This is a genomic window from Halomicrobium urmianum (genome assembly GCF_020217425.1).
In the GTDB taxonomy this organism is placed as follows: domain Archaea; phylum Halobacteriota; class Halobacteria; order Halobacteriales; family Haloarculaceae; genus Halomicrobium; species Halomicrobium urmianum.
The window spans coordinates 1-18,967 of record NZ_CP084090.1 but is presented as its reverse complement, the minus strand read 5'-3'; the positions used below and the strand labels follow the sequence as shown (position 1 = coordinate 18,967).

22 protein-coding genes are annotated in these 18,967 nt (G+C 70.0%); 14 read left to right on the top strand and 8 right to left on the bottom strand.

Going from position 1 to position 18,967, the window contains the following annotated elements:
* Nucleotides 1-22 precede the first annotated feature (22 nt).
* The 3 genes from LCY71_RS00110 to LCY71_RS00100 form a co-directional block, all read right to left on the bottom strand.
* Nucleotides 23-355: a DUF8060 family membrane protein gene (locus LCY71_RS00110; protein ID WP_225334338.1), complete on the bottom strand. Its 333-nt coding sequence runs from the start codon at nucleotides 353-355 to the stop codon at nucleotides 23-25.
* Nucleotides 348-1,388, bottom strand: a complete 1,041-nt coding sequence (locus tag LCY71_RS00105) for a DUF7490 domain-containing protein (protein WP_225334337.1) — start codon at nucleotides 1,386-1,388, stop codon at nucleotides 348-350. The genes LCY71_RS00110 and LCY71_RS00105 overlap by 8 nt, the downstream gene beginning before the upstream one ends.
* A gap of 87 nt (nucleotides 1,389-1,475) precedes the next feature.
* Nucleotides 1,476-2,231 (bottom strand): DUF2797 domain-containing protein, encoded by a 756-nt coding sequence (locus LCY71_RS00100; protein WP_225334336.1) that lies wholly within the window; start codon nucleotides 2,229-2,231, stop codon nucleotides 1,476-1,478.
* Between the two features lie 123 nt (nucleotides 2,232-2,354).
* On the opposite strand from LCY71_RS00100, the gene LCY71_RS00095 reads away from it, so the two are divergent.
* On the top strand, nucleotides 2,355-2,849 hold the full coding sequence (locus tag LCY71_RS00095; RefSeq protein WP_225334335.1) for a YbhB/YbcL family Raf kinase inhibitor-like protein: 495 nt from the start codon (nucleotides 2,355-2,357) through the stop codon (nucleotides 2,847-2,849).
* A gap of 19 nt (nucleotides 2,850-2,868) precedes the next feature.
* Here LCY71_RS00095 and LCY71_RS00090 read toward each other — a convergent pair whose 3' ends face one another.
* Nucleotides 2,869-3,795: an NAD-dependent epimerase/dehydratase family protein gene (locus LCY71_RS00090; RefSeq protein WP_225334334.1), complete on the bottom strand. Its 927-nt coding sequence runs from the start codon at nucleotides 3,793-3,795 to the stop codon at nucleotides 2,869-2,871.
* A gap of 94 nt (nucleotides 3,796-3,889) precedes the next feature.
* Between LCY71_RS00090 and LCY71_RS00085 the strand changes: the two genes are divergently transcribed.
* From LCY71_RS00085 to LCY71_RS00045, 9 genes are all read left to right on the top strand, one after another.
* Nucleotides 3,890-4,597: a DsbA family protein gene (locus LCY71_RS00085; RefSeq protein WP_225334333.1), complete on the top strand. Its 708-nt coding sequence runs from the start codon at nucleotides 3,890-3,892 to the stop codon at nucleotides 4,595-4,597.
* Nucleotides 4,598-4,668: 71 nt separating this feature from the next.
* Entirely contained in the window at nucleotides 4,669-5,040 is a 372-nt protein-coding gene (locus LCY71_RS00080) for a cyclophilin-like fold protein (protein ID WP_225334332.1), read from the top strand.
* Between the two features lie 73 nt (nucleotides 5,041-5,113).
* Nucleotides 5,114-5,668, top strand: a complete 555-nt coding sequence (locus LCY71_RS00075) for a tRNA (cytidine(56)-2'-O)-methyltransferase (protein WP_225334331.1) — start codon at nucleotides 5,114-5,116, stop codon at nucleotides 5,666-5,668.
* A 33-nt stretch (nucleotides 5,669-5,701) separates the two neighbouring features.
* Entirely contained in the window at nucleotides 5,702-6,235 is a 534-nt protein-coding gene (tfe, locus tag LCY71_RS00070; RefSeq protein ID WP_225334330.1) for a transcription factor E, read from the top strand.
* Entirely contained in the window at nucleotides 6,235-6,915 is a 681-nt protein-coding gene (locus LCY71_RS00065) for a DUF2110 family protein (protein WP_225334329.1), read from the top strand. The genes tfe and LCY71_RS00065 overlap by 1 nt, the downstream gene beginning before the upstream one ends.
* Nucleotides 6,912-7,685 carry a DUF5803 family protein gene (locus LCY71_RS00060; RefSeq protein ID WP_225334328.1) on the top strand — a complete coding sequence of 258 codons (774 nt, stop codon included), beginning with the start codon at nucleotides 6,912-6,914 and terminating at the stop codon, nucleotides 7,683-7,685. Before LCY71_RS00065 ends, LCY71_RS00060 begins: the two co-directional genes overlap by 4 nt.
* Before the next feature lie 68 nt (nucleotides 7,686-7,753).
* Complete coding sequence (locus tag LCY71_RS00055) at nucleotides 7,754-8,431, top strand: competence/damage-inducible protein A (protein WP_225334327.1); 678 nt, start codon at nucleotides 7,754-7,756, stop codon at nucleotides 8,429-8,431.
* 219 nt (nucleotides 8,432-8,650) lie between these two features.
* On the top strand, nucleotides 8,651-9,721 hold the full coding sequence (locus LCY71_RS00050) for an ATP-NAD kinase family protein (RefSeq protein ID WP_225334326.1): 1,071 nt from the start codon (nucleotides 8,651-8,653) through the stop codon (nucleotides 9,719-9,721).
* A gap of 96 nt (nucleotides 9,722-9,817) precedes the next feature.
* Nucleotides 9,818-10,852 (top strand): phosphate signaling complex PhoU family protein, encoded by a 1,035-nt coding sequence (locus tag LCY71_RS00045; RefSeq protein ID WP_225334325.1) that lies wholly within the window; start codon nucleotides 9,818-9,820, stop codon nucleotides 10,850-10,852.
* Nucleotides 10,853-10,974: 122 nt separating this feature from the next.
* Here the strand turns inward: LCY71_RS00045 and LCY71_RS00040 are convergent, their stop codons facing one another.
* Together LCY71_RS00040 and LCY71_RS00035 are read right to left on the bottom strand one after the other, a co-directional pair.
* Nucleotides 10,975-11,163, bottom strand: a complete 189-nt coding sequence (locus LCY71_RS00040) for an FmdB family zinc ribbon protein (RefSeq protein WP_225334324.1) — start codon at nucleotides 11,161-11,163, stop codon at nucleotides 10,975-10,977.
* Nucleotides 11,164-11,306: 143 nt separating this feature from the next.
* Complete coding sequence (locus LCY71_RS00035) at nucleotides 11,307-12,455, bottom strand: LEA/WHy family protein (RefSeq protein WP_225334323.1); 1,149 nt, start codon at nucleotides 12,453-12,455, stop codon at nucleotides 11,307-11,309.
* Nucleotides 12,456-12,579: 124 nt separating this feature from the next.
* On the opposite strand from LCY71_RS00035, the gene LCY71_RS00030 reads away from it, so the two are divergent.
* From LCY71_RS00030 to LCY71_RS00015, 4 genes are all read left to right on the top strand, one after another.
* Complete coding sequence (locus tag LCY71_RS00030; protein WP_225334322.1) at nucleotides 12,580-12,807, top strand: DUF7525 family protein; 228 nt, start codon at nucleotides 12,580-12,582, stop codon at nucleotides 12,805-12,807.
* 46 nt (nucleotides 12,808-12,853) lie between these two features.
* The gene (locus LCY71_RS00025) at nucleotides 12,854-13,084 is read left to right on the top strand and encodes a DUF7123 family protein (protein ID WP_225334321.1); all 231 of its coding nucleotides are present in this window, start codon (nucleotides 12,854-12,856) and stop codon (nucleotides 13,082-13,084) included.
* 169 nt (nucleotides 13,085-13,253) lie between these two features.
* Nucleotides 13,254-13,685, top strand: coding sequence for an SRPBCC family protein (locus tag LCY71_RS00020; protein WP_225334320.1), 432 nt, complete (start codon nucleotides 13,254-13,256; stop codon nucleotides 13,683-13,685).
* Nucleotides 13,682-14,572, top strand: a complete 891-nt coding sequence (locus LCY71_RS00015; protein ID WP_225334319.1) for a carbon-nitrogen family hydrolase — start codon at nucleotides 13,682-13,684, stop codon at nucleotides 14,570-14,572. The genes LCY71_RS00020 and LCY71_RS00015 overlap by 4 nt, the downstream gene beginning before the upstream one ends.
* Nucleotides 14,573-15,151: 579 nt before the next feature.
* Here LCY71_RS00015 and LCY71_RS00010 read toward each other — a convergent pair.
* Nucleotides 15,152-16,687, bottom strand: a complete 1,536-nt coding sequence (locus tag LCY71_RS00010; RefSeq protein ID WP_225334318.1) for an aldehyde dehydrogenase family protein — start codon at nucleotides 16,685-16,687, stop codon at nucleotides 15,152-15,154.
* A gap of 115 nt (nucleotides 16,688-16,802) precedes the next feature.
* The gene (locus LCY71_RS00005) at nucleotides 16,803-18,935 is read right to left on the bottom strand and encodes a CDC48 family AAA ATPase (RefSeq protein WP_225334317.1); all 2,133 of its coding nucleotides are present in this window, start codon (nucleotides 18,933-18,935) and stop codon (nucleotides 16,803-16,805) included.
* Nucleotides 18,936-18,967 lie beyond the last annotated feature (32 nt).

The following is an 18,967-nucleotide window of genomic DNA, read 5'->3' as shown; positions in this document are numbered from 1 at the left end:
GCCGCCGGAAAAGGATTGTCGTCTACCTGATCCGGCGGACCAGGGCCGTGAGGCCGGCACCGCAGGCCAGCAGGATGGCCAGGTTGAACGCGGCCTGGAACAGCGGCCGGAACTCCCGCGTGACGAAGTTGTCGATCGCTGTGGACATCGCGAAGTAGAACCGGAAGGTCGCGACCAGCGCCACCAGCAGCAGGATGGCCAGCAGGCTCCACTCGACGTAGTCGACGAGGTCGGCGTCGTCGTCTCCGTCGTCCGCTTCGATACCCGGGTCGCCGGCCGGGTAGTTCGTCTCGACGCCGCCGTCGTCGGCGTCGACCGTCGATTCGACCGCCGTGGTGTCGTCCGTGTCAGTCATGATTGCGTGCGATGAGGAGTGCGGTCGCGAGCAGTCCGGCCAGCGCCGCGGTGAGGCCGAAGCCGGGGCCCTGTCCCTCGGTGTACGTGGGCTCGCCACCGTCACCGGCGCCCGCGTCCCGCTCGGGCTCGTCCGTGACGCTGTCGCCCTCGAAGTCGGACGCCTCGAACTCGGTGCCGCCGTCGGTGGTGCCCTCGCTTTCGTTCATCGGCGGGTCGAGCGCCGCCGGTCCGCGCGCCGTGTCGATGATGACGCCGTCCTTGAACAGGATGGCGTCGAGCCAGTAGTTGTAGCCGTCCGGGACGGTCAGTTCGACGTTAGTCTGGACGGAGCGACCCGGCCGGATCGAGTCGACCGACCGACGGATCTCGTCGGCGATGAGGTTGGAGTCGGCCTGCCGGGCCTGCACGAGCAGCGTCACGTCGCCGGCCGACGCCGACCCGGAGTTCGTGAGGAACGTCGACACGTTCAGCGTGGCGCGGCCGTCCTCGACGCGCGGGTCGCGCGGCGCGATGGTCCGCGCTCCGTCGCCGCCGTCGAACCGCTGGAAGCCGATCGGCGAGCGCGAGTAGTCGGGCGTGAGCGCATCGACGCCGCCGATGGACTGCGACGCCTGGGCCACGCGAGTCCCGTTCTCGTAGACGATCGTCTCGAACCTGTATCCGCCCTCGCGGTCGACGGTCAGGTTCACGGGCACAGAGACCTCGCGGTCGCCGTTGATGGTTCCGGCGTCGACGCGCTCGCTCGTCGCCAGCAGGTTCGTCTCCTCGTCGAACGCCCGGCCCTCGACCGTGACGTTCTCCGCCGGCCCGCCGCGGTGGCGCAGCCGGATGTCTAGCCCGAAGACGACGGTGTCCCCGGGCACCGCCGCGGTACGGATCGTCGAGTCGTCCTCGCGGATGTCGAGGTGGCTCGCCCTGACGTCGGGCCCGTCGTCCTGCTCGGGGACGACGCCGGGGACCAGGGCGGCGCTGAGCAACATGACGGCGACGATCGCCACCACGCCACCCGCGAAAGCTGTCTCTCGCTGCACGCCGGAGAGACTCGCACGGTGTTACAAGTATTTTGTGCTCGACAGAACGGACGAAATATCCGCTGATGCCGCCTGTGGTCGTCGAAATCACCCGAAGGCACCGAGGCTCGACTGGAGGTCGCGGTCGGTCGCCCCGCCGGAGACCTCCCGGCCCACCAGGTCCCGGAGGTCCACCGCGTACGTGCTGCCCCCGTTCTTCAGGACGAGGATCCGGCCCTTCGCGCCGACGACGGTGCCCGTCGCGAGCGTCTCGCTGACGGGCCGCTCGGCTAGGTCCAGTCCGTAGTCGAAGTCGTAGGTCTCGATCGGATCGAACCCGGACAGCAGGCCCGACCAGGCGTCCTCGTCGACGGCGGCTCCGAGGCCGGCTATCTTGGTCGGGACGCGCACGCGGTCGCCGATCTCGGTCGCGATATCGGCCTCGATCTGCCGGGCGACGCGCCCGTCGGCCACGGTCCGGAGGTGGGCGGCGCGGTCGGCGCCCTGCTCGCGCAGGCGCGTCTCCAGTCGCCACGAGCGGGTCACGCCGACCTTGAACTCGTCGGGTGCGAACGCGGCCAGGTAGACGGCGTGCTCCTCGCGACAGCTCTCGAGCGGCAGGTCGCAGTTCCCGGTACAGCGGGCGCAGGGCCACCGGTCGGTGTGGACGTCGCAGTAGGGCGCCCGCTCGTTGGAGCAGGGCGTGTGGTCGTCGCCGTTGACGACGCCCGCGCAGTGGCGTCGCTCCAGCGTGTAGGCGAGTTCGTCGCCGGGCGCCAGCGACTCGCGACGGACGCTGCCGTCCTCCGCGACGAGGAGGGCCGCGGGCTCCTCGACGCGGGAGCGATAGCCCACTATCTGCACGGCCCGGCGTAAGCGACCCGGGGGGAAATACGCTGTCGTTCTCCTCCCGGCGGGGACGGTCTGGACGGCGGTCGCGCGCCGGGGTCGATTTTTTGACGCGGGCGCGACCACTTTCGAACGGCCATGGAACTCGCCAGCCCGGCGTTCGAGGACGGCGAGCCGATCCCCGAGCGCCACGGATACGCCGAGGAGGACGTGAACCCGCCGCTGGAGGTGTCCGACGTGCCGGACGAGGCGGAGACGCTGGCCATCGTCGTCGACGACCCGGACGCCCGCGATCCCGCGGGGAAGGTGTGGGACCACTGGGTCGTCTGGAACGTCGACCCCGACCGGACGGTGATCCCCGAAGGCTGGGACGCCGACGAGCGGGGCTCGTCGAGCCCTGACTCGCGGGCTCGTCAGGACGCCGAGGGCGCGGTCGAGGGACAGAACGACTTCGGGGAAGTCGGCTGGGGCGGCCCGAACCCGCCGGACCGCGAACACGCCTACCGGTTCCTGGTTTACGCCCTGGACGACGAACTGGACCTCCAGCGCGGCGCGAAGAAGGACGACCTCTACGACGCCGCGGAGGGGCACCTCGTCGAGAAGGCGGAACTCGAGGGCACGTACGCGCCCTGAGCGGGCGCCGAGTGCCCTTTCAGTGCTCTTCGAGCAGTTCCCGCGTCGCCTGCCGGACGGCGTCGTCGCTGGACTGCTCGGGCTCCCAGCCCAGCGCCGAGAGCTTCTCGATGGAGAGGCGCATCCGCGGGACGTCGCCGGTCCAGCCGCGGTCGCCGCCGGTGTACTCGTAGTCCGGGTTGACGCCCATCTCGTCGGCCACGATGTCGGCGATGGCGTTGACCGACGTGGTCGTCCGCGTCCCGAGGTTGTAGACGTTGAACGGCGCGTCGGCGTGTCCGACGACGTGGCACATCGCGTCGACGCACTCGGAGATGTGCATGTAGGACTTCTCCTGGCGGCCGTCGCCGAGGATCTCCAGCGTCTCGGGGTCCGCGCGGAGCTTGTGGATGAAGTCCGGGATGACGGCGCCCTTCTGGAGGCGCGGGCCGACGATGTTGGCGAAGCGGAACACCCACGCCGTGAAGTCGTGGGTGTTGGCGTACACCGACAGCAGCGACTCCTCGCCGAGCTTGCTGGCGCCGTAGATGCTGATCGGCTCCATGGGCGCGTAGTCCTCCGGCGTGGGCCGCGGGGCCTCGCCGTACACGGTCGAGGACGACGTGAACGCGACGTTCTCGACGCCGACCTCGTCCATCCGTTCGAGGACGTTCTCGGTGAGGCGGTTGTTGAACCGGTACTGCTCGACGTCGTCCCGCGCCGGGTCCTTGTCGGCGGCGAAGTGGAAGACGACGTCGACGTCGGACGTGATGGCACCGCCGACGACGTCGGGGTCAGTCAGGTCGCCGCGCAGCAGTTCGGCGTCGTCGGGGACCCAGCCGGGGTCGCCGTTCGAGCAGTCGTCCGCGACGCGCACCTCGTTGTCGGCGACGAGGCGGTCGGCCAGGTGAGAGCCGACGAACCCCGCGCCACCCGTGATCACCACCGTCTTGTTCCGCAGTTCCATGGAGCGTCGTGCGCAGGGGTCCCAGTTGGTCGTTCCGGTGTCGGCTCGCCGTCAACTCAACGCAGTTATGGGCCTCCGGCGGCCACCACGTGACATGGACGAACGGCTGTCACGGCGCTCGCTGCTCGCAGCGGCGGGGACGAGCGCTCTCGCGGGATGGAGCGGCTGTCTGGGTGGCGACGGCGGTGCCGAGCCGGACGGCGGCGGGGACGGGAATGAGTCCGGCGGCGGGAACGGCACGGACGGCGACGGGGCCGGCGGCCGACAGGCCACGCTGCCCGTCCCGGCGCTGAGCGAGGAGGGCGCGTCGGTGACCGTCACCGTCTTCGAGGACTTCGCCTGCCCGCACTGTCGGACCTTCAACGAGGACGTCTTCCCGCAGATTCGGGAGGAGTACATCTCGGGGGGTGTCGTCACCTACCAGCACCGCGACTTCCCCATCCCGGTCGACGACACGATCTCCTGGCAGGCGCCCAGCGCCGCCCGGGCGATCCAGGACGAGGTCGGCCAGGCGGCGTTCTTCGAGTACGCCAAAGCCCTGTTCGCGAACCAGGGCTCGCTGGAGCCGGACACCTACGCCTCGCTGGCCGAGGACTTCGACGTCGACGCCGAAACGGTGCGCTCGGCCGCCGAGGAGCGCCGGTACGATTCCACCGTCGAGCGCGACCGCGAACACGGCATCGACAACGGCGTCCAGGGGACGCCGACCGTCTGGGTGAACGGCGAGGCCACGGAGGGCAACGACTTCGAGACGGTCAGTGCCGCCATCGAGTCCGCGCGTCGAGAGGGTTCGTCGGAGTAGCGCGGCCGGTCGTCGATACGGCCGCTGCCCACACCGCAAAGACAGAGTGAGACGGAACTGAACCGCGGCGTATGGCCGACCTCACCGTCTCCGTCGACGGCCGCGAACTCGCCGCGGAGTGGACCGACGAGAACCCCGCCGTCAGCGACGCCCTCGCCGACGCCCTGCCCGCCGCCGGCAACGCCACGCGCTGGGGCGACGAACTGTACTTCTCGGTGTCGCTCGACGCGTCGCCCGCGTCGACCCGGACCGAGGTCCCCGAGGGCGCCGTCGCCTACTGGCCGGCGGGCGACGTCCTGTGCCTGTTCTGGGGGCCGACGCCGGCCAGCGTGGACGACGAACCGCGGGCCGCAGAGGACGTGGCGGTCGTCGCGGAAGTAGCGGACGTCTCGCCGCTGGAGGATCTGGACGGCGGCGCGACCGTCCGCGTCGAGGAGCGGTAGTCGCCGGCGAATCGCTCGCGCCGGCTCCGGTCGGATCGAAACGGGTACCCCGCTGGCCCCACTCGCACCGGCCATGCAGGACGAACCCGAGGTCGCGGTGCTCAGGCTGGGTCACCGGCCGGGCCGCGACGAGCGCACGACGACCCACGTCGGCCTGACGGCCCGCGCGCTCGGCGCCGACAGGGTCGTACTCGAGGACGTCGCGTCCGGCCGCGAGGAGACAGTCGTCGACATCACCGACCGCTTCGGCGGCCCCTTCGACGTCGAGGTGACCGACTCGCCGCTGGGGACGGTCCGCGGCTGGGACGGTCGGGTCGTCCACCTGACCATGTACGGGCTGCCCGTCCAGGACGTCGAGGGCGAGATTCGCGAGGCCCACCACGACGAGCCGCTGCTGGTCGTCGTCGGCGCCGAGAAGGTGCCCTTCGAGGTGTACGAGCGGGCCGACTGGAACGTCGGCGTGACCAGCCAGCCCCACTCCGAGATCGCCGCGCTGGCCGTGTTCCTCGACCGGCTCTTCGACGGCCGCGAACTGGACCGCGAGTGGGCGGACGCCGACCAGGTGGTCGTCCCGCAGGAGAGCGGCAAGCGCGTCGAGGACGCTCGCGAGCATCGGCGGGAAAGCTAAAACTTAACCGGGCGACGGACCGAAACCCACACAATGGCTTTTGAGGATCTCCTGGAGGACCCGGTGATACAGAAGTACCTCCACGAACTCGTCGGCCCGAAGGGGATGCCCGTGGCGGCGGCACCGCCGGACGGGGAAGTGACGGACGAAGAACTGGCCGAGGAGCTCGGACTGGAGCTGAACGACGTCCGCCGGGCGCTGTTCATCCTCTACGAGAACGACCTGGCCTCCTACCGCCGCCTGCGCGACGAGGACTCCGGGTGGCTCACCTACCTCTGGACGTTCCACTACGAGAACATCCCGGAGAAGCTCGAGGAGGAGATGCACCGCCTGCTCGACGCGCTCGAGGCGCGCCAGGCCTACGAGCAGGAGAACGAGTTCTACCTCTGTGAGACCTGCGGCATCCGCTTCGAGTTCGACGAGGCCATGGAGTTCGGCTTCGAGTGCCCCGAGTGCGGCAACCAGGTCGAGGCGATGGAGAACACGCGCCTCGTCGAGGCGATGGAGGGCCGCATCGCGCAGCTGCGCGACGAACTGAACGTCGACATCGAGGAAGCCGAGGTCTGATGGTCGTACTCGCGACGAAGCTGTACGTCGAAGGCGACGCCCGCGAGCGGGCGCTGGACTCGCTGACGTCGCTGGTCGCCGACCGGCTGGCGGACCTCGACGCCGACGTCGATGTCGGGGTGCGCGAGGACGACTTCCCCTCGGTGACCGTCGAGGGCGACGACGCCACGGCCGCCCGGAACCTCCTCGGGGAGGAGTTCGGCGAGGTCGTCCCCGAGCACGAGGCCGGCGAGACCTACGTGGGTACCCTCGAGGCCTGGGACGAGGACGGGTTCGTCCTCGACGCCGGATTCGGGAATCAGGTGCAGGTGCCGACCGACGAGATCGGCCTCGGGCAGGGGTCGCCCGAGCAGATCCGGACGCGCTTCGGCCTCGTCCAGCACGTCCCGCTGGAGTTCGTCGCGGGCGACGGGGACGAGCCGGCCCGCCTCAGCGACGACGCCCGGGACGAACTGTACGAGTGGACCCGGGGGACCGGGCGCGTGAATGTCAACAGCGCGACCCGCTCGGAGGTCCGGGCGACGGTCAACCGCGCCGGCCACGCCGAGGACATCGTCACGGTCGAGCGGCTGGGGCTGCTGGAGCAGTCCATCGTCTGCCGCGAGGACACGGACCCGCCGGGACTGCTCGCGAGCATCGGGCAATATCTCCCGTCGGAGCTGCTCTGCGTCGTGCCATGAGGCGACGGCTGGCGATCCTGGGGCTGCTGGCGGTTCTCGCGGCGCTGGCGGGCTGCGGGTCGATACTCGGCCCGGGCGACCCCGACCCGGAGGACCTCAACAGGAACGCCACCTACGACTGGAGCGACGAGGCCGACACGTACATCGTCGTCAACCGGTCGTCGTTCAAGGGCGTCTACGACGTCTCCGACAACGATACCCTCGAGGCCTACCGGACCGACGACCTCGGACGCGACCGTCACCTCCCCATCGAGTCGCTGCGGTACCGCTTCCCGAACGGGACCGTCGTGACGCCGGCCGAACACGACGGCCTGTCGGCCGAGCAGACGCGCCAGCGGACCATCGTCCACGTCCCCAACGGCAGCGACGGCCGGGTCGCCTTCGTCGCCCCCCGCCACGGCAAGCAGTTCGTGACGCCCGTGTTCGTCGACGGGTCCCACGCCGTCACGCTGCCGCCGAACGCCCGCGTGGGCGTGCCGCTGCTCTCGCAGGTCGACCCCGGCGGCTACGAGACCGATGTCGACGGCGAGCGCATGACGATCCGCTGGGACGAGATCTCCGGCGAGCGGCTCCGGGTGCGCTACTACCTCCAGCGCGACCTGCTCATCTTCGGGGCCGTGGTCGTCGCGGCCGTCGTCATCGGAAGCGGCGGCGCGCTGTACTACTACCGCCAGATCCAGCGGCTGAAGCGCCGCCGCGAGGAGAGCGGCATCGACGTCGGCGACGACGACGACCCCCGGGACCGCGGACCGCCGCCCGGGATGCGCTGACCGGGGAACGGTACAGGCTGTTTCAGTCGGCGGCGGAGTTTTTTGTCGCCGGGCGCTAACCTCCGCCTATGCAGGTCGCGCTGGTAACAGTGGGAGACGAGATTCTGGCCGGCGACACCGTCAACACGAACGCCGCCTGGCTGGGGCGGGAACTCGCCGAGCGGGGCGTCGACGTCGAGCGAACGACGGTCGTGCCCGACCGTGTCGAGGACATCGCCGGCGTGGTCCGGGACTACCACACCGGCTACGACGCGGTGATCGTCACGGGCGGGCTCGGGCCGACCCACGACGACGTCACGATGGAGGGGGTCGCGGCCGCGTTCGACCGCGACGTGGTCGAGTCCGAGGAGGCGCTGCGCTGGCTGGAGGAGGACGGCTACTCGCGGGACGACCTCACCGAGGGCACGGGCGACGTGCCCGAGGGGGCCCGCGTCCTACCGAACCGAGAGGGGGTCGCGCCGGGCTGCGTCGTCGAGGACTGCTACGTCCTGCCGGGCGTCCCAGACGAGATGAAGCGGATGTTCGAGGACGTGGACGAGGAGTTCGCCGGCGAGGTCCGTCACGTCGCCGTCGTCGAGGCCGACGAGCCGGAGAGCGCGCTGCTCGACCGGCTCCGCGAACTGCGCGAGCGGTTCCCCGTGACCGTGGGGAGCTACCCCGGCGACTCGGTCAGCGTGAAGATTCAGGGGACCGACGCCGAGGCGGTCGAGGAAGCGGCCGCGTGGCTCGACGAGCGAGTCGAGTGACCGGACTTTCGAAGCGACTGCCCGTCAGCGGTACAGGTACAGCAGCCACACGGCGGTGAGCAGGAGGCCGCCGAGCCCGACGATCCAGCCCGCTGCGCTGATCACGCCCGCGTTGACCCCTTCCTGCAGTAGGACGAACATGGGCGGGCGTTTCGAGCCCTGTGGCTTCAAGCATTCGTTCCCGGTCCGCTTTTGCCGCCGCCGGTCCAATCCGCCGCTATGCGAACCATCGGGTTCGTCGTCAACCCCGTCGCCGGCATGGGCGGTCGCGTCGGGCTGAAGGGTACAGACGGCAAGGTCGAGGAGGCCCGCGAGCGGGGCGCCGAGCAGCGGGCCCCCGACCGGGCGCGGGCGGCGCTGGACGCGCTCGCCGACTACGGCGACGACGTAAAACTCCTGACCTGGGGCGACCCGATGGGCGCCGAGATAACCCGCGAGGCCGGGTTCGATCCCGAGGTGCTGGGCGAACCGGCCGCGGGCGCGGGCGGCGACACGACCGTCGAGGACACGCGAGCGGCGGTCCGTGCCTTTCTGGAGCGGGACGTCGACCTGATCCTGTTCGTTGGGGGCGACGGGACTGCAGTCGACGTGGTCGAGGCGCTGGGCGACGCCGACGTCCCGATGCTGGGCGTCCCGGCGGGCGTGAAGGTCTACTCGTCGGTGTTCGGCGTCTCGCCGCGGGCCGCCGGCCAGGTGGCGGCGACGTTCGCGGACGTCGAGCGCGCCGAGGTCAACGACGTCGACGAGGACGAGTTCCGGGCGGGCCAGGTCGAGACGGAGCTACGGGGCGTCGCCACCGTACCGGCGGCCGACCAGCGCCAGTCGGCCAAGCAGCTCGGCGGCGGGTCCGTCGAGGCGCTGGCCGAGGCGGTTGCCGAGGACGTCCGCGAGGGGGTCACGTACGTCCTCGGGCCGGGCAGCACCGTCGGCGCGATCGAGGCGGAACTGGGCTTCGACGGGACGACGCTGGGCGTGGACGTCTGGCGCGACGGCGAGGTGATCGTCGCGGACGCCAGCGAGTCCGAGATTCTCGACGCCCTGGGCGACGAGAACGTCGTCGTCGTCTCGCCCATCGGCGGGCAGGGGTTCGTGTTCGGCCGCGGCAACCAGCAGCTCTCGCCCGCCGTGATCCGGCAGTGCGAGGTCGAGGTGGTGGCCTCCCGGCGAAAGCTCGACACCGTCGGGGCGCTCCGGGTCGACACCGGCGATCCGGCCCTCGACGAGGGGCTGCGGGGGTGGCTGCGCGTCCGCGTGGGCGCGTTCGAGCGGCGGCTGATGGAAGTCGTGTGAGCGCCGCGGGGCGGCTACCGACGGGTTCTAAGATCGCTCTCGTCATTAATGTGTGTATAGACAAGATTAAGGTCTGGAGCGACAAACAAAGGACATATGGAAACGAGGAAAGTCCAGCGACTGGGGCCGTCGACTCTCGCGATGACCCTGCCCGCGGAGTGGGCCTCCGCACACGACGTCGAGAAGGGCGACGAGGTGTCGCTACGCCTGGGTGGCAAGGGGACCCTGACCGTCCTCCCCGAGTCCGTCCAGTCCGAGGAATCGGAAGCGATCATCCACGCCGTCGACCTCGACGCGTCGTCCGTCGAGCGCGCCATCGTCGCGCAGTACGTGCTCGGCCGACGGATCATCCACGTCGACGCCGGCGAGGAGGGGTCGCTCACCTCGTCACACATCAACGCCGTCTACAACGCAGAGACCCAGCTGATGGGGCTGGGCGTCGTCGAGGAGACGCCCGAGCGGATCACGATCCGCTGCTCCGTCGACCCGGAGGACTTCACGCTCGACAACCTCCTGGAGCGCCTGGAGTCGACCGGCTCCACGATGCGTAACGAGGCGGTCAAGGCGCTGGCGCACGGCAACCCCGACCTGGCCCAGCGCGCGCTCAACCGCGAGCGGCAGGCGAACAAGATCTTCGTCCTCCTGCTGCGGCTGATCTTCACGTCGTTCCAGAACCCGAACCTCGCCCGCGCGGTCGGCCTGGAGGACGGCTTCCCGCTGATCGGCTACCGATCGATCGCCAAGAACCTCGAACTGACGGCGGACAACGCCGAGGACATCGCGGAGATCGCCCTCGAAGCGGACGACCACTCGCTGGTCGTCGACGAGTCCACGATGCGGCGCATCCGGGAGTTCACCGACCAGATCAACGAGATCACCGAGATGGCCGTCGGCGCTGCCGTCGATCGGGACTACGACACCGCGATCGAGGTCCGGGAGCTGTACGAAGAGATCGGCGACCGCGAGCACGACATCCTCCACGACCTCGACGAGATGACCAACGAGAGCCTCCTCGAGGTGCGCGAGGTGCTCGTCAGCCTCCAGCACACCGGCGAGTACGCCGTCCGGAACGCCGAGATCGCGACCAACCTCGCCCTCAACGAGGAGTCCGAGCACACGACGATCAAGTGACGGGCAGACCGGCTGTGCCGCTCCTCGGCGCTGACCAGCGACGGCCGTCGGCTCGTCTCTGACCCGTCTGTGACTCCCCGGAACGACCCCCGTTCGGTCGGACGGCGCCGCCGATCCGACCGCTATACCTTCTGGAGGCTGCCGGACTCGCACTTGGGACAGGTCTCACACGACGGTTCGATGAGGACCTCCCCGCACGTCGAGCACTCGTAGAGGTCGGAGCTCTGCTCCGTCTCGGCGGCGTCCGATTCGAGTTCCGACGCGGACTGGCGACCGAGCTTTGTTTGGAGGAGACTCACGATGTCCAGCATTACTCTCCACTAGACATGGGACACGGTTGAGGAGCGCGCCTAAAGACTTTGGTAGTAATCCGATCAGTAGGTCGACCGGCAGTGGACAAGCCGGTTTGCGGCCGTCTCGCGGGTGAAACGGCCGGCGCGAGTGCGATCGGTCGTCAGCCCAGAATACCGCCGTCGTCGCCGCCAGTCGGCGTGGGCGTCGACTCGCCAGTCGGCGTGGGAGTCGGCGTTGCCGTCGCGTCGTCCCCGCTGGACGTCGGCGTCGAGGTGGCCGTCTGGCCCGCTTCGGGCGACGGGGTGGCCGTCTGGTCGCCGTCTTCCGCGGACGCAGCACCGTCGCCCCTCGCTCCGGCGTCGGCGCTATCGCTCTCTTTCGTCCCGAACACGTCCGTCTCGATCGTGGTCGTGTAGCCCAGTTCGTCGGGGTTGACGCGGAACTGCTCGCCCTGGAACTCGAAGATCAGGTAGAAGTCGACGTGCATCTCGGTCACCTGATTGTTCTCCAGGTGGGTCACCCACCACTCGTCGAGGCGCTCGTTCTGGATGGCCGTGTCGGCCCGGATCGTCGTGGTCTCGCCGGGCGCGATCACCTGTCCGCGGTCGGTCTCGCCCTCGCCGACGGTCACGTCGTTCATCGTGATCGTGTAGCCGATCTTGCTCACGGTGTAGGGGTACGGCTTGGGGTTGTGGACGTCGAACCGGAGGTCCATGGGGGTTCGCTCGCGGGTGAGGTTCTCGCGGTCCCACTCGCCGTCCGTGCTGTTGACGTACAGCGCCGGGTCGCGGGGGATCGGTCCGTCCGTGTTGATCGGCCGCGTCTCGTCGGAGTCGAACCCGGAGAGGAGGTCCGTCTCGATCTCCCGGGCCTGGTCGAGTGAGACGTCGCGTTCGCCCACCAGCGGCGCGGAAACGGTCGCGTCGACCGACACCGCCGTCCGCTCGCCGTTGCGGACGTGCGCGTACCACCACGCCGGGATGCGCTCGTTTGCCATCCGCGTCGTCAGCGAGACGCTGCTGTTGCCGGTCCCGATCGAGACGCCCTCCTTGGTTCCGTTGGCCATCGGAACGTCGTTCATCCGGACGGTGTAGTCGACGCCGACGTCGCCGACGGAGACGCCGATCGGGTTGGGGTTGTGGATGCCCAGCTCCGACTCGATCACGGTCGTCGACTCGTTGACGTCGCCGAACTGGTTATGGATGCCGGTCACGCTCGGGGCGCCGAGCGCGCCGACCGCGAACCCGGCGCCGACGGTCCCGACGACCACGACGCCGGCCACTGCTAGCAGCGAGAGTATCCTGGCCATGCTATCCGGGGGATAGCAATGCGCCGGTATGTACCCTTTGGCCGTCGACGACTGTTCAGTTAGACTGTCACGTGTTCGCCGCCCCTTCGCATGAACTAAGTGTGCCCTCACCACACCCTCTCCCATGGCAACTGCAACGTCCTCGGACCTGGGAATCGGGCTGGGGCTGGCGTTCTCGATCGCATCCGTGGCCGCTGCGGCGGCCACGGCGTACTTCGGCTACGTGTACGCGATCAGGCACGCCGCCGAGGAAGCGGCCCACGCGGTCCAGATCAACGCCGGATTGGCCTTCGGCGCGGCCGTACTCGCTGCTGGCCTCGCCATCGTCGCAATCCACGTCTACGAGGGCTGACGCGTCGAAAGGAACCGTTAAGGTCGTCAATCACCTACAGTGACACATGGGTGAGTTCAGCGAAGAGGATCGGCGCATCCTCGATTATCTCCGGGACAGCGTCGCCCGCGGCGAAAGTTACTTCAGGGCGAAGCACATCGCGGAACAGCTCGAGCTCTCCGCGAAGCAGGTCGGCGCGAGGCTCCCACGACTCGCAGAGGAGGCCGACGAGGTCGAGATCGAGAAGTGGGGTCGGTCGCGCTCGACCACGTGGCGAGTCGAACCGAGCAGCGGGTAGCGAGGTTCCGAGCGCAGGGAGGAACCTCGGAACAGCGAGCGGGAGCGACCGCAGGGAGCGACACGGAGCGAACAACCGCCCGTTGCGACCGTCGACCGGGGCTGGCAGTGACGACGGACCGCAGCGATAGTTCGGCGCCTTTTTCGTCTCCCGACCGCGACTAGCCCTCATGACCGTCCGGGTCGAGCGGGAGATCACGGTACCGGCACCCCCCGACCGCGTCTGGGAGTTCATCGCCGACCCGGACCGGCGGGCCGAGCCCCTCAGCGTCATCGACGAGTGGGAGGTCCACGACGACGGATCGGCGACCTGGTACCTCTCGCTTCCGATCCCGGTGATCGACAGCCGGATCGCCATCGAGACGCGCGACCAGGAGCGCCGTGCCCCCGAGTACGTCCGCTTCACCGGCACGTCCCGCGTGATGCACGTCCAGGGCGAGCACGAACTGGAGCCCGACGGCGAGGGCGGGACGCGGCTGACGAACCGGTTCGTCGTGGAGGGGCGCCTGCCCGGCGTCGAGCGGTTCTTCAAGCGCAACTTCGACCGCGAACTGGACGCCCTTGACGCCGCGCTCCGGTCCGACATCGAGAGCCAGTCATGAGCCGCGAGGGAGCCGGCGACGCGGCCGCCGAGAGCGCCGGTGATGGCGGCACCGAAGGCGACGCTGCCGACGGCCCGCTCGACCTGGCGCTCGCGCAGATAGCGGTCGAACCGGCCGACCTGTCGGGCAACGTCGGGCGGGCGGAAGACGCAATCGGGCGCGCCGCCGACCGCGGCGCCGACCTCGTCGTGCTCCCGGAACTATTCGACGTCGGCTACTTCGCGTTCGACAGCTACGTGCGGACCGCCCAGCCGCTCGGCGGCGAGCGACTGACGCGCCTGCGAAAGGTGGCCGCCGAGCGCGGCGTCGCCCTGCTCGCGGGCACCGTCGTGGAGGACCTGGCGGGGAGCGCAGCGGCGGGGTTCGAGACGCCCGCAGACGAGGGGTACGCCAACACCGCGGTGCTGTTCGACGCCGACGGCGAGCGCCGCCTGGTCTACCGCAAGCACCACCTCTTCGGCTACGGGTCCGAGGCCCCCGACCGGTTGACGCCGGGCGAGCGCCTGACGACGGCCGACGTCGGCGGGTTCACCGTCGCCGTCACGACCTGCTACGACCTGCGGTTCCCCGAGCTGTACCGCCGGCTCGTCGACCGCGGAGTGACGCTCGTCCTGGTGCCCAGCGCCTGGCCGTACCCGCGGATCGAGCACTGGAAGCTGTTCCCGCGGGCGCGGGCCGTGGAGAACCTCGTGTACGTCGCCGCGGTCAACGGCGTCGGTACCTTCGAGAACGCCGAGTTGCTGGGTCGCTCGGCCGTCTACGATCCCTGGGGGACGCGGATCGCGGCGGGGGGCGACGAGCCGGCGCTGGTGACCGCCGCGGCCGATCCAGAACGGGTCGCGGCGGTCCGCGAGGAGTTCCCCGCACTCGACGACCGCCGCTACTGATCAACGGGAGCGGAACGGGGTGAATCTCTCGAGCTCGCGCTCGCTTCGCCCGTGTGGCCCGGTCCGTGGTCAGACGATGCGGGATGCAACCGGCGTCCTGGATACGGACGGCACAACGCGCACTGCCTCCTTCCAGACCTGACCCAGGCGCTGCCTACATAGTTAGGCACGATGTATTTTCAACCGGGTACATAACGTTGTTCTGCCGGGTAGATCGAATCCCCCGGTGACTCCCCTTCCCCCCATTGACCCGGAAACTGCCATCCCCCCACCCCGTTTCCGGGTTCGTCTTTCCGTTCGCGTCCAGTCCGGTGGAGCCGCTCCAGGCGTGTCGTACGTGCCCACGCTGCACGTGCCTGACGCTACCCGTGCCTTTATGGTCGAGTACCCCCCAAAAGAAGTCTGCCGGCACGGCGCTTTTCACGTCGCTGTCGGCGAACGCCCGTCTCGCTGCTCGGCCACGGCGACGCGCGCCAACGGCTGTCCGGACAGCCCATCCTCGGCGCCTCTCTCGCCTTGCGTCCTCCGCCTATCGGTCGCCACTCGCCTTGCGCCACCGCCTTCGACGGACGGCGTTCGTTACTCGTCGTCCTCCGTTTTGATGTCCGCCGACAGACCCTGGGCCAGTGCGATGTCCTCGCCGTTGTTGAGCGTCCAGGCCGTCCGCTCGGTGACGGCGTCGATGACTCCGGCGGCGTGAGCGGGGCCGATGCCGGACTTCTTGACGCCGCCGAAGGGCAGCTGGACCTCGGCACCGATGCAGGGCAGGTTGGCGTACGCCAGCCCGACCTCGGCGTGGTCGCGGTAGTAGTTGATCTGCCGGTAGTCCTCCGAGACGATCGCGCCGGCCAGCCCGTAGGGCACGTCGTTGTGTATCTCGACGGCGTCCTCGATCGTACCGTCGTACTCGATCAGGGCGACGTGGGGCGAGAACACCTCCTCCTTCAGGACCCGGACGTCGGGGTCGTAGTCCATCTCGTAGACGAACGGGCCGACCCAGAAGCCGTCCCCGAAGCCCTCGGGGACCTCCTCGGCGTCGAGTTCCTCGCGGTCGACCAGCACCTCCGCGCCCTCCTGCCGGGCGAGGTCGTTGTACTGCCCGAACTTCTCGACCTGGGCCTCGCTGACGACGGGCCCCATGAAGGCGTCCTCGGAGAGGGGGTCGCCCACGGAGACGGACGCCGCGAGGTCGACGAACCGCTCTTTGAACGTGTCGTACACCTCTTCGTGGACGATCAGGCGCTCCGAGGAGACGCAGCGCTGGCCGGTGGTCTTGAACGAGGACATCACCGCCGAGTGGACGGCCAGGTCCAGGTCCGCGTTCTCGGTGATCACGATGGCGTTCTTCCCGCCCATCTCGCAGCAGGCGTTGCGGCCGGGCTGGCCGCCGATCTGGTCGGCGATTGCGTGGCCGACCTCGGCTGAGCCGGTAAAGAGGACCGTGTCGACCCGCTCGTCGTCGACGACGGCCGCGCCGGCGTCGCCGAACCCCTGCACCATGTTGAACACCCCGTCGGGGATCCCCGCGTCGACCATCATCTCCGCAACGATCTGGCCGCACCAGGGCGTCTGCTCGGCGGGCTTCCAGACGACCGTGTTGCCCTCGACCAGCGACACCGCCATGTGCCAGAAGGGGATGGCGACCGGGAAGTTCCACGGCGTGATGCAGCCGACGACGCCCTTGGGCTTCCGGCGGGTGTAAGAGTCCTTGCTGGCAATCTCGCTGGGGATCACCTCGCCGTGGCCGTGGCGGGCGTTGCCCGCCGCCCACTCGACCATGTGCGCGGCCTCGACCACGTCGGCCCGCCCCTCGCTGATCTCCTTGCCGCACTCCTTCGTGACGACCTCGCCCAGCTCGTCCGTCCGGTCGCGCAGTTCGTGGTAGACGTCCCAGAGGTACTCCGCGCGGTCGATATAGGAGAGGGCACGCCACTCGTCGGCCGCCTCTTCAGCCGCCGCGACCGCCCGCTCGACGTCGGCCTCGGTCCCCCGCCGGAACGTCGCCAGCGACTCTCTGGTCGCCGGGTCCTCGCTCTCGAACGTCTCGTCGCCGACCCCGTCGATCCACTCGCCGTCGACGTAGTGGCCGCCGGGGTCGCTCGGTGACTGAGCCATGCCACCGAGTACCCCCCGGACCGACAAAAATGTGAGTCACGAAACACCACGGCCGCGGGCGGCGAAGGGGCGAGGCGGTGAGAGGGCGAGCGGAGAGGTCGCCCGCCCGGCGGTGTCAGTCGCCGCCGTCCGGGAGCGCGTCGAGTGCCGCCCGGAAGTGGCGGTCCTCGATCAGGACCTCGTCGGTCCGCTCGTCGGCCTCCTCGGGTGTCGCGTCGGCGGCCACCTCGCGGATGGCCCGCATCGACGCCTCGCGGACGAGCGCCTCCAGGTCGGCGCCGCTGTAGCCGGCGGTCACGGCCGCCAGCTCGTCCAGGTCGACGTCGCCGCCGACGGGCTTGCCGTCGGTGTGGACCCGGAGGATCTCGCGGCGGGCCGCCTCGTCGGGGTCGGGCACCTCGACGTGCTTCTCCAGCCGACCGGGCCGCAGCAGGGCGTCGTCCAGCGCGTCCCGCCGGTTGGTCGCCGCGATCACCACCAGGTTCGGGTTCTCGGTCACGCCGTCGAGTTCGGTCAGGAGCTGGGAGACGACCCGCTCGGTGACCTCGTGGCTGCCGCCGCGGGCGCCGGCGATGGCGTCGATCTCGTCGAGGAAGATGATCGTCGGCGCGGTCTGGCGCGCCCGCTCGAACACCTCCCGGACCGCCTTCTCGGACTCGCCGACGTACCGATCCAGCAGTTCGGGGCCGTTGACGTGGATGAAGTTGACCCCGCTCTCGCCCGCGACGGCCCGGGCGAGCAGCGTCTTCCCGGTGCCGGGCGGGCCGTACAGCAGCACGCCGCTGGGCGGGTCGGTGTCGGCCGCGTCGAACAGCGGGCCGTAGGCCAGCGGCCACTCGACGGCCTCGGTCAGCGTCTCCTTGGCCGCCGCCAGCCCGCCCACGTCGTCGAAGGTGACCGTCGGCGACTCGGCGACGTGCTCGCGCATCGCCGATGGCTCGACGGCCGCCAGCGCCGCGTCGAAGTCCGATCGGGTCACGTCGGGGGCCTCGACCTCCCGGCGGAGCGCGGTCATCGCCGCCTCCGTGGTCAGCGTGGCGAGGTCGGCGCCGACGAACCCGTGGGTCTGGCTGGCGATCCGATCGAGGTCCACGTCGTCGGCCAGCGGCATCTCGCGGGTGTGGACCTCCAGGATCTCCCGGCGGCCGGTCTCGTCGGGGACGCCGACCTCGATCTCGCGGTCGAAGCGGCCGCCCCGCCGGAGCGCGTCGTCGATGGCGTCGACGCGGTTGGTCGCGCCGATCACCACGACTCGGCCCCGGTCCTCCAGCCCGTCCATCAGCGTCAGGAGCTGGGCGACGACGCGGTTCTCCATGTCGGCCTCGTCGCCGCGGGAGCCCGCGATGGAGTCGATCTCGTCGACGAACAGGATCGACGGCGCGTTCTCCTCGGCGCGGTCGAACGCCTCGCGCAGGCGCTCCTCGCTCTCGCCCTTGTACTTGGAGACGATCTCCGGCCCGGAGATGGTGTCGAAGTAGGCGTCGACCTCGTTGGCCACCGCGCGGGCGATCAGCGTCTTCCCCGTTCCCGGCGGGCCGTGCAGGAGGACGCCGGAGGGCGGGTCGATCCCCAGCCGGCGGAACTGCTCTGGCTCCGCGAGTGGCAACTCGATCATCTCGCGGATGCGGTCCAGCTCCTCGTCCAGGCCGCCGATGTCCTCGTAGGTGGCCGACGGCTCCGACTCCTCGGGCGCGGTCGCTTCCTCGCCGTCGCTCGCGCCCCCGCCGGCAGAGGCGGTCGCGGTGTTCCCCTCGTCCCCGCTGTAGGGCAGCACCGTCAGCCGCGTGTCCTCGGTCACCCGGACCGAGCCGCCGGGCGTGGTCGTCCGCACGAGGAAGGTGCCCAGTCCCTCGACGTGGACGCGCTCGTCCTCCTGAACCAGCCGGTCGACCAGCCGCTCGCGGACGGTGTGCTCGTATGACTCGCTGCCGGGCTGGGGCTTGGCGGGCTGGACCGTGACGCTGGACGCCGCGTCGACGGAGGCGGGGCGGACGGTGACCCCGTCGCCGACGTTGACGCCCGCGTTGGCCCGCGTGTCCGCGTCGATGCGGACGAACCCGCCGTCCTCGTCGGCCGGCCAGACCTTCACGACGGTCCGCCGTTCCCCCTCGACGATGACGGGGTCACCGCTGAGCACCCCCAGTCTGCTGCGCGCGTGCTCGGGCAGGCGGGCGATGCCGCGCCCGGCGTCGCGCTTGTTCGCGCCCGCCACCTCGAGTTCGACGCCCGCCGTCGATCCACCGCTCATGTCACCGCGTTGGCCCGCGGACGCCTTCAGGG